Source organism: Pseudomonas nitroreducens (assembly GCF_014204515.1).
GTDB lineage: Bacteria > Pseudomonadota > Gammaproteobacteria > Pseudomonadales > Pseudomonadaceae > Pseudomonas > Pseudomonas nitritireducens_A.
This window is the reverse complement of sequence record NZ_JACHLI010000033.1, coordinates 78,840-88,053: the sequence shown is the minus strand read 5'-3', so window position 1 is coordinate 88,053 and position 9,214 is coordinate 78,840. Positions and strand designations below refer to the sequence as shown.

Below are 9,214 nucleotides of genomic sequence, written 5' to 3'. Positions count from 1 at the left end.
CGCTGACGGGCCATCCCTGGCCCGACAGCGCTCTCGCGACATCCATGTCGCTCAACCCCTGAAACTGCGCTTCAACGAGGCCTCCTGAACGGGGCATTCGGAGTGCGCGGGTGTTTCTCTGGAAGTCTTCAGAGCCAAAACCAAAGCCGGTTTCGGTGCTGATGCTTTTTGTAGGAGCGAGCTTGCTCGCGAACCGACCAACGCCGAGAGCCCCATCCAGGTGGGTCCGTGACCGTGCGCAGGGGCGTTCCTACAAGTTGGCGCTGCTACTTTCCGTTTGCGTAGGAGCGGACTCCGTCCGCGATTGGCTCGGGACCGTGCGGTTCGCGAGCTCGCTCCTACGAAAAGCGGGCTCAGACCCGCAAGTGATCCAGCGGCAACTCGGTACTCGCCATCACATTGCGCAGCACGAAGCTCGACCGCACGCTGGTCACACCCTCGATGCGGGTCAGGGTGCCGAGCAGGAAGTGCTGGTAGTGTTCCATGTCCGGCACCATTACCTTGAGCTGGTAATCCGCGTCCATCCCGGTCACCAGGCTGCATTCGAGTACCTCGGGGCACTTGCCGATGATCTGCTGGAAGTGCTCGAAACGCTCAGGCGTGTGTCGGTCCATGCCGATCAGCACGAAGGCGGTGAGGCTCAGGCCGAGCTTCTTGCTGTCCAGCAGGGCGACCTGGCGGACGATGTAGCCGTCGTCCTCGAGCTGCTTGACCCGCCGCGAGCAGGGCGAGGGCGACAGGCCGATGCGTTCGGCCAGTTCCTGGTTGGAAATGCGCGCATCGCGTTGCAGTTCGGCAAGAATTCGCAGGTCGTAGCGGTCCAGCTTGTTCATGAAAGCCTCATGTTTCCATTGAATTGCGCTTGTGGCGTAATTTTTAGTTATTTGTTGCTCAGGTGATGCCTGTGTGAGCAATCTTAGCAATCATTTCCCCGCGTTGTCGCCGTACTATTTCTCCCAGATTCACAGCCCGGACATCACGTCCCCCTGCGATCCGCCCAATCAGGCGCTTCGCGGCTCGCCGACCCCACAGGATCGCGCCGGCCACCGGGCTACGCACTGCCCAGAAGGCGGAGCGAGGTGAGCCGGCGCCAACAGCGACGAGCAGGACGAGATTCCACAAAGGGAGGCTGACGAGCCTCCCTTTTTTCTTGCCTGCGATTTGTCCCGCCATCTTTACCCTGACTTTACCCAGTGCCTTGCAATGCGGGCGTTGAGGCGTGGTCTATGGCATTGTCACATCACTGTTTTCGGCCGTCGCCGAAGTGAGGAATCCATGAAGTCGGGCATCGGGCAGTTCGCCTCCCTAGCAGTGCTCTCACTGGCCCTGGCCGTGCAGGCGGCCACCGCGGCCGACTTTGGCGGTGCGCCGGCGCAGGGTGGACAGGGGCAGCCGCCGAGCCAGGGGCGGCCGTCGGGTGGTTCGAACAACGGCGGGCATTCCGGCAACCCGGGCAATGCCGGCGGTGGCAAGTTCGGCTCCCATGAAGTGCCGAGTGGCTCCGGCGGCGGCTGGCAGGGTCGCCCGCCCGGTGGCGGCAACAATGGTCAGTGGCAGGGTCGTCCGCCTGGTGGCGGCAACAACGGGCAGTGGCAAGGCCATCCGCCGGGCAATGGCAATAACAACGGTCAGTGGCAGGGCCGCCCTCCGGGTGGCAATGGCAATGATCACGGCAATGGCCGCCCGCCGGGCCAGAATGGCAACAACGGCAACCAGTGGCAGGGCGGCCAGGGCCGTCCGCCGGGGTACGGCGACAGCCAATGGCAGAATCGCCCGCCGGCCAACAATGGCCACGGCGATGGGGGCAAGTTCGGCTCCCACGAAGTGCGTCCGCCGCCGGGCAACAACTGGCAGGGCCGCCCGCCGCCCCACGGCAACTGGGGGCCGCATCCGTCCTATTGGCGTCCGGGCTATGTGGTGAGCAGCATGCCGCCGGGGCATTACCGCGTGCCCTATCGCGGCAGCGACTACTTCTTCAACGACGGCTACTGGTATCGCCCCTATGGCGCACGCTATGTGGTGGTGACCCCGCCCTACGGCGTTCGCGTGCGCTACCTGCCGTCCTACGCCGAGCAGGTGTGGATCGGCAGCATCGGCTACTTCCTCGCCGCTGGCACCTATTACCTGTGGCAGGCCAGCTCGCAGGACTATGAAGTGGTGGCGCCGCCGCAGCAGCCGCAACCGGTGGCGGTGGCGCAGACTGGGTACGACGTGATCGCCTACCCCATGTACAACCAGGGGCCGGACCAGCAGGCGCGCGACCGCTACGAGTGCCATGGCTGGGCGGTGCAGCAGAGTGGTTTCGACCCGGCCTCGGCGAGTTACGCGCCGCCGGCCTACGTCGCCGATAACTATCGTCGCGCCCTGGGCGCGTGCCTGAGCGGGCGCGGCTACAGCATCAACTGATGCTCTCTAACTGATGGTTTCCCTGCCCACCACTTCCTGCGGGTCGGCGTGCACCAGCACCTCGGCCCGCGGAAATTCCTTGTGGATCGCCAGCACCGCTTCGTCGCACAGGTGATGTGCCTTCGACAGTGACAGTTCGCCGGGCAGTTCCAGGTGCAGTTGGACGAACCAGTGGGTGCCGGAAATCCGCGTGCGCAGGTCGTGGGCGCCGAGCACGCCGGGGACCTCGCGCACCAGTTCGAGCATGCGCGTGCTGACGTCCGGCGGCAGTTCCTCGTCCATCAGCACCGCAACGGATTCGCGGGCGATCTGGAACGAGCTCCAGAGGATGTAGAAGGCAATGCCCAGGCCGAAGATCGCATCCATCCGTTGCCAGCCGAACTGCGCCAGCAGCAGCGCCACCAGGATGCTGCTGTTGAGCAGCAGGTCCGAGCGGTAGTGCAGGGAGTCGGCGCGGATGGCGTTGGAACCGGTGATCTTCACCACGTAGCCCTGCACCGTCAGCAGGCCGGCGGTAAGCACCAGCGACAGGATCATCACCGCGATGCCCCAGCCGACCGCTTCCACCGGCTCGGGGTGCTGCAGGCGGTCGATGGCCTGGGCGCCGACCAGCACCGCGCTGACCGCGATGAACAGCGCCTGCGCCAGCCCTGACAGCGACTCCGCCTTGCCGTGGCCATAGCGGTGGTCGTCGTCGGCGGGACGGATGGCGTAGTGCACCGCCAACAGGTTGAGGAAGGACGCGGCGCCGTCGAGCAGCGAGTCGGTCAGGCCGGCCAGCAGGCTGACCGAGCCGCTGAGCCACCAGGCGATGGCCTTGGCGACGATCAGGGTAGTGGCGACGCCAAGCGAGGCAAAGGTCGCCAGCCGCATCAGGTGGGCGTGGCTGGCGTGCTTGAGCATCAGCTGTCCAGGCGGTTGGGCAGGAAGTAGATGTAGTCCAGCAGCGGCGCCTTCTGGCCCAGGGCGGTGAGCGCGGCGCTCATCTGCCCGCGGTGGTGGGTGCCGTGGTTGACCAGGTGCTGGACGATGTTCGCCAGGCTCTGGCGATGTTCCTGCCCAGCCATGTTGCGGTAGTCCAGCTGGGTTCCGAGGGTGGCGTCGCTCTGCTTGCTCAGCCACAGGCGCCAGGCGCCGACACCGTCGTTGATGAAGTCGGCGAGGCCGGCGCGATCCGGCGCGGCCTCGGCGTCGAGCCGTTCGAACTGCCAGGGCTCGCGCTGCACACGGGCAAACCAGATGCGATCGACCACCGCCAGGTGGTTGAGGGTGCCGTGCAGGCTGCCGAAGAACAGCCCGCGCGGTTCGCGGTAGGCCTCTTCATCCAGCGGCGCGACGGCCTCCAGGATGCGTTCGTAGGCCCACTGGTGGTACGCCAGGAGTTGCTGAAGGTGTGAAGCGAGAGCGCCGTGCATGTCAGGCCTCCGGGCGCAGGCCCAGGCTGGCGAGTTGTTGGAGGCCACCGCTGCGCTGGATCAGACGCGGGTCGTCCAGGGGCAGGCTGCGGCCGGTTTCACGCTCGAGGATCGCCTTGAGTTTAGCCTTGTCCACGGTGCCGTCTTCACTCACCGCATCCTTGAGCTTTTCCGGGGCGACCGAGTACTTCTCGTCGGGCAGGTAGATCGCGCCGGTGGCGAAGTCTACGCCGAAGGCGATCAGCCCCGGGATGATGTAGAACAACAGTCCGACGGCGTCCAGGGCGGCAACCGCCGGGTCGATCTTGCCGTCGATCTGGCCACGGCGATCAGGGTAGAACAGGGTGCCGCAGGCGGTCAGCTGGCTGAACAGGGCGGCGCTCAGAACGGCGCAGGAGACTCGAGTGGCAAGACGCATGGAAAACCTCCGGGAGGATAATGCGGACAACTATAACAACGAGTCCTGAACCGCTGCTGGCAGATTCGCACTAGCCAGCGTTCTCGTTGCTTCTATGACTGCCGAGTTGGCATCGCGGTTCGCCCGCTATAATCGCCGCCCCGCGCGAAAGCCGGGTTACCGCCTTATGAAAATCGAGTTCCAGGAGCCGGCATGCACGCCCTTCCCATCGACAGCGTCCTTCCCGCCCTGCGCCAGGCCCTGGCCGAGCGCCACGAGGTGGTGCTGGAGGCGCCGCCCGGCGCCGGCAAGACCACCCGCGTGCCGCTGGCGCTGCTGGGTGAGGCGTGGCTGGACGGGCAATCGATCCTGATGCTGGAGCCGCGTCGGCTGGCTGCCCGCGCTGCCGCCGAAAGGCTGGCCGCGGAGTTGGGCGAGAAGGTCGGCGAGACCGTCGGTTACCGCATTCGCCTGGACAGCAGGGTCGGGCCGAAGACACGCATCGAAGTGGTCACCGAGGGCATCCTCGCTCGCCGCCTGCAGGACGATCCGGCGCTGGAAGGCGTGGGGCTGGTGATCTTCGACGAATTCCACGAGCGCTCTCTGGACGCCGACCTCGCCCTGGCGCTGACCCTCAACGGCCGCGCGCTGCTGCGCGACGAGCCGCCGCTCAAGGTGCTGGTGATGTCGGCGACGCTGGAGGGCGAGCGGCTGTCCGCGTTGCTCGACGATGCGCCGGTGGTGCGCAGCGAGGGGCGCATGTTCCCGGTGGACATCCGCTGGGGCCGGCCGTGGCAGGCCGGCGAATTCATCGAGCCGCGAGTGCTGCAGACGGTGCAGCAGGCCCTGGCCGACGAGTCCGGCAGCCTGCTGGTATTCTTGCCCGGCCAGGCGGAGATTCGCCGCGTTGCCGAGCAACTGGGCGACGCGCTGGGCGGTCGCCCCGAAATACTCATCTGCCCGCTGCACGGCGAACTCGACCTCGACGCCCAGCGCGCCGCCATCGAGCCCGCGCCGCCGGGCAAGCGCAAGGTGGTGCTGGCGACCAACATCGCCGAAACCAGCCTGACCATCGACGGCGTGCGCGTCGTGGTGGATGCCGGGCTGGCGCGCGTGCCGCGCTTCGATCCGGGCAGCGGCATGACTCGCCTGGAGACCCAGCGCATCTCCCGCGCCTCCGCGACACAACGGGCCGGGCGCGCCGGGCGACTGGAACCGGGCGCCTGCTATCGCCTGTGGTCCGAGGCGCAGCACGAGCAACTGCCGGCCTACGGCGCGGCGGAAATCCTCCAGGCGGATCTCGCCGGCCTCGCCCTGCAGCTGGCGCGCTGGGGCGTCGCCCCGCAGGAGCTGGCCTGGCTCGACCTGCCGCCTGCCGCCGCTTATGCACAGGCCCAGGACCTGCTGGAGCGCCTCGGCGCGCTGGCTTCCCGCGCCGGTGGCGGCAGCCTCACCGCTCACGGCCAGGCCATGGCCGAAGTGCCGGCGCACCCGCGAATCGCCCACCTGCTGCTGCGCGGCCATGCGCTGGGGCTGGGGCCGCTGGCCTGTGACCTGGCGGCCCTGCTGGGCGAGCGCGACATCCTGCGCGGCAACGATGCCGACCTGCATCAGCGCATCGCCCTGCTGGCCGGCGAGCAGAGCGGTCCGCGCGCCAGTCGCGGCGCGGTGCAGCGCATTCGCCAACTGGCGCGGCAGTTCAAGGGCTACCTGCGCGGCCCGGCCTGCGAGCCGGTGGCCGATCCCGATCATCCGCGCTGGCTGGGCGGCCTGCTGGCTTTCGCCTACCCGGATCGCATCGCCCGTCAACGCCGTGCCGGTGGTGGCGAATATCGCCTGGCCAACGGCCGCGCCGCGCTGTTCGGCGAGCCGGACGCGCTGATGAAGGAAGGCTGGCTGGTGATCGCCGACCTCGGCAGCCGCCAGGGCCAGCGCGAAGAGCGCATCTACCTGGCAGCGGCGCTGGAGCCGGCGCTGTTCGAGACGATCCTCGCCGAGCAGGTCAGCGTCCACGACGAGCTGGACTGGGACGAACGCGAAGGTGTGCTGCGCGCTGAGCGCCAGCGCAAGGTCGGCGAACTGGTGCTGTCCAGCGAGGCGCTGCCCAACCTCGACGCCGAGGCCCGCAGCCGCGCGCTGCTCGGATTGGTGCGGCGCAAGGGGCTGGAGTTGCTGCCGTGGACGCCGGAGCTGCGCCAGTGGCAGGCGCGCATCGCCCTGCTGCGCCGGCTGGATCTGGAAGGCAAGGGCGCCAGTGAGTGGCCGGACGTCAGCGACGCTGCCTTACTGAGCTCGCTGGAGGACTGGCTGCTGCCGTACCTGGGCAAGGTCTCGCGGTTGTCGCACTTCGCCAACCTGGAATTGAGCGGGATTCTCCACGCGCTGCTGCCCTGGCCGCTACCGCAGCGCCTGGACGAACTGGCGCCGCGCACGCTGCAGGTGCCCTCGGGCTCGAACATTCGCCTGGACTACAGCGAGTTCCCACCGGTGCTCGCGGTGCGCCTGCAGGAGCTGTTCGGCCTGGCCGACACGCCGCGCATCGCCGGGGGGCGGGTGGCCGTGAAGTTGCACCTGCTGTCCCCGGCGCAGCGGCCGGTGCAGGTGACCCAGGACCTGGCCAACTTCTGGCGCAGTACCTACGCCGAAGTGAAGAAGGACCTGAAGGGGCGCTACCCGAAACACTATTGGCCGGACGATCCGCTGATCGCCGAGCCGACGGCGCGGGCGAAGCCGCGCAAGGCGTAGCTCCGGCGCTTGGGGTGTCGTAGGAGCGGACTTCGTCCGCGATGGCCAACCATCAAGCTCGGAGCCGCCGGATAGCGATCGCGGACGGAGTCCGCTCCTACCCAGGGATCAAGCCTCGCGCAGTTTTTTGCAGAGGCTTTGCGGCTCCACTCATCTCGCTCAGGGCAGTTTCATCTCGTAACCGGCCGCCTGCAGTTCGTCGTAGGCACGGTCCAGCTGTGCGCGCAGGCCTTCGGCATCGGGGGCACGGCGCGAGATGATCAGCTTGGTCGGCACGCTGTAGAGGCGGTCGGAGGTCAGCGGCGCCATGTTCAGTTCGCGGCGCGCCTGTTCCACCGGGGTCTGGTAGTCGATCAGGTAGTCGCCGCGGCCGCGTTCGAGCATCTGCAGGGCGGCGGCATGGGTGCCGGTGCGGTGCAGTTCGAGTTTCAGTCCGGGGTCGGCCAGCAGGTCGGTGATGGGCCGCCAGTAGCTGTAGCCGCTGATCAGGATCACCCGGCTGCCGCTGAGGCCTTCGGGCAACTTCGGCGAGGGGCGCGAGGGCAGGTGGTAGAGGTTCAGCTCGACATGCCCGAGGGTGCGCTCGCATTCCAGCGTCGTCCCCGCCAGCTCCACCTTGCCCGGTGCGCCGGCCCAGACCTGCACGCTGCCATCCTGCAGGCCGAGGTACACGCGGGCGCTGGGCAGCGCGCGGAAGTCGGCGCGGTAGCCGGCCTTGAGGAGGATGCGGCGGACCATCTCGGCGCCACTGCCGCGGGTGCTGCCATCGGCGGCGGTGTAGGTGTAGGGCGGGAACTCGTAGTAGCCGACGGTCAGCGCCGGCAGCGGGTGCGGCAGGCGGTCGGCCAGCGTGGGGCGGTCGACGGCGACGGCGTTGAGGCAGAGCAGGGCGAGGATCGGCCCGGCGAGTCGGCGCAAATGCATGGATGGCCTGGATGCTCGTTATCGTTTTTGTTCGAAGCGCGCCGAGCATGCGACCGCCGTGTCGCACTTGTCCAGCTGTCACCGGCGGCGATGTGCCGCAGCCCTCAGTGGGGCAGCAGGAAGCGCGCGATCAACGGCAGGTGGTTGGAGATACGCAGCGTGTCGTGGCGGCGCACGCGGGCATCGACGCGGCTCAGGCCGGGACTGTGGAACAGGTAGTCGAGGGTGCGGTCGGGCTTGTGCACGCGCGGGTCGTTGGGGAAGTGGGTGTACCAGTTTTCCTGGTCGACGCCGCTGGATTCTTCCACCGCCGGGATCACCGGGAAGCGCGCCGCCAGCAGGTTCAGCTCACTGTTGGGGCGATAGGGCGCGCGCAGGACGTCCGGCAGGTAGGGGTACTGGCCCAGGGGCAGCAGACCGAGATCGCCGCCCAGCAGCCACGGGCGGCCGGCGGCCTGCAGGGTACTCAGCTGGGCTTCCAGGGCTTCGACCTGGCGCTGCGGCGTGTCATCGCCATCGGGGCGTTCCAGGCGCGTGTTGATCACGCTGAAATGGCCGCCGCCGCGAATCGGCAGGTCGCTCAGCAGCAGCGCCGGTTGCGGAGCGAACAGACGCAGCAGCGGAATCGAAGAGCGTTGCGGCAGGGCGATGCGTTCGGCGCTGGCGATCTGGAAGCGGCTGAAGGTCACCAGCTTGCGTCCGGCGCTGCCCCATACGTGGGGGTTGGGATCGAAGCGCGCCTTCCAGTCGAAGGCGGCGGCGGAGCAGGGGTAGAGGTCGCTCAGGCGGTCGCCGATCAGTGCCTGCTGGTCCACCTTGCCGGTGGCGGCGGCGCCGTCGTCGACCTCCTGCAGCAGGACGATGTCCGGCGCTTCGTCGCGGATCACCCGCACCACCTCGTCGAGGCTGTTGGCGATGTCCGCGGGGCTGGGGCGGTCGTCCGGGCCGGTGGTGTCGGGCAGGTCGTCCCAGAAGATGTAGCGCTTGCCGGCCAGGTACTGGACGTTCCAGGTCATCACCTTCAGCGCCTGCCCCGGTTGCAGCTGCGGCGCCGGGGCGCGGCACTGGGCGGCCAGCGCTTCGCGCTCGGCAGGGTGCCAGGCCAGCAGCCAGGCGGCGGCAGTGGCGACGAGCAGCAGGGCGATGAACAGCACGAAGAGGAAGCGGCGGCGAAGCGAGAGGCTCATGGGTGACCAGGGGCTGGGCTTGTTCGCTCCAGAGGATAGTGGCTGTGACCGCGCATTTCACCTGCGCAGTTGCCGCGTGAAGCATCCGGCAACCTGCTGCCGGATGCTGACAGCTGCGCCGTCCGGGCCTTGCGCGGGCC

Annotated in this window: 8 protein-coding genes; 2 read left to right on the top strand and 6 right to left on the bottom strand. The window is 68.1% G+C overall.

Annotated elements, in window-relative coordinates; all coding sequences use genetic code 11:
* Positions 1–353 precede the first annotated feature (353 nt).
* Positions 354–833 (bottom strand): Lrp/AsnC family transcriptional regulator, encoded by a 480-nt coding sequence (locus HNP46_RS29125; protein ID WP_184596071.1) that lies wholly within the window; start codon positions 831–833, stop codon positions 354–356.
* A 442-nt stretch (positions 834–1,275) separates the two neighbouring features.
* Between HNP46_RS29125 and HNP46_RS35685 the strand changes: the two genes are divergently transcribed.
* Positions 1,276–2,406, top strand: a complete 1,131-nt coding sequence (locus HNP46_RS35685; protein WP_221455156.1) for a DUF6515 family protein — start codon at positions 1,276–1,278, stop codon at positions 2,404–2,406.
* A gap of 6 nt (positions 2,407–2,412) precedes the next feature.
* On the opposite strand, the gene HNP46_RS29115 is transcribed toward HNP46_RS35685, so the two are convergent.
* From HNP46_RS29115 to HNP46_RS29105, 3 genes are read right to left on the bottom strand one after another with little or no spacing between them, the layout of a single operon-like run.
* Positions 2,413–3,309, bottom strand: a complete 897-nt coding sequence (locus tag HNP46_RS29115; RefSeq protein ID WP_184596069.1) for a cation diffusion facilitator family transporter — start codon at positions 3,307–3,309, stop codon at positions 2,413–2,415.
* A complete protein-coding gene (locus HNP46_RS29110) occupies positions 3,309–3,821 on the bottom strand; it encodes a DinB family protein (RefSeq protein ID WP_184596067.1) in 513 nt (170 codons plus the stop codon). The genes HNP46_RS29115 and HNP46_RS29110 overlap by 1 nt, the downstream gene beginning before the upstream one ends.
* A 1-nt stretch (position 3,822) precedes the next feature.
* Complete coding sequence (locus HNP46_RS29105; RefSeq protein ID WP_184596065.1) at positions 3,823–4,239, bottom strand: polyribonucleotide nucleotidyltransferase; 417 nt, start codon at positions 4,237–4,239, stop codon at positions 3,823–3,825.
* Between the two features lie 192 nt (positions 4,240–4,431).
* On the opposite strand from HNP46_RS29105, the gene hrpB reads away from it, so the two are divergent.
* Entirely contained in the window at positions 4,432–6,963 is a 2,532-nt protein-coding gene (hrpB, locus tag HNP46_RS29100; protein ID WP_184596063.1) for an ATP-dependent helicase HrpB, read from the top strand.
* Positions 6,964–7,122: 159 nt separating this feature from the next.
* Here the strand turns inward: hrpB and HNP46_RS29095 are convergent, their stop codons facing one another.
* Both HNP46_RS29095 and HNP46_RS29090 read right to left on the bottom strand, forming a co-directional pair.
* Entirely contained in the window at positions 7,123–7,887 is a 765-nt protein-coding gene (locus HNP46_RS29095; RefSeq protein WP_184596061.1) for a substrate-binding periplasmic protein, read from the bottom strand.
* Positions 7,888–7,991: 104 nt separating this feature from the next.
* Positions 7,992–9,074, bottom strand: a complete 1,083-nt coding sequence (locus HNP46_RS29090; protein WP_184596059.1) for an endonuclease/exonuclease/phosphatase family protein — start codon at positions 9,072–9,074, stop codon at positions 7,992–7,994.
* Positions 9,075–9,214: the final 140 nt, after the last annotated feature.

Excerpts from the sequence above, each read along its gene's own strand:
- HNP46_RS29105 (WP_184596065.1), bottom strand. The coding sequence starts at position 4,239 with ATGCGTCTTGCCACTCGAGTCTCCTGCGCCGTTCTGAGCGCCGCCCTG.
- HNP46_RS29110 (WP_184596067.1), bottom strand. The coding sequence starts at position 3,821 with ATGCACGGCGCTCTCGCTTCACACCTTCAGCAACTCCTGGCGTACCAC.
- hrpB (WP_184596063.1), top strand. The coding sequence starts at position 4,432 with ATGCACGCCCTTCCCATCGACAGCGTCCTTCCCGCCCTGCGCCAGGCC.
- HNP46_RS29115 (WP_184596069.1), bottom strand. The coding sequence starts at position 3,309 with ATGCTCAAGCACGCCAGCCACGCCCACCTGATGCGGCTGGCGACCTTT.
- HNP46_RS29125 (WP_184596071.1), bottom strand. The coding sequence starts at position 833 with ATGAACAAGCTGGACCGCTACGACCTGCGAATTCTTGCCGAACTGCAA.
- HNP46_RS29090 (WP_184596059.1), bottom strand. The coding sequence starts at position 9,074 with ATGAGCCTCTCGCTTCGCCGCCGCTTCCTCTTCGTGCTGTTCATCGCC.
- HNP46_RS35685 (WP_221455156.1), top strand. The coding sequence starts at position 1,276 with ATGAAGTCGGGCATCGGGCAGTTCGCCTCCCTAGCAGTGCTCTCACTG.
- HNP46_RS29095 (WP_184596061.1), bottom strand. The coding sequence starts at position 7,887 with ATGCATTTGCGCCGACTCGCCGGGCCGATCCTCGCCCTGCTCTGCCTC.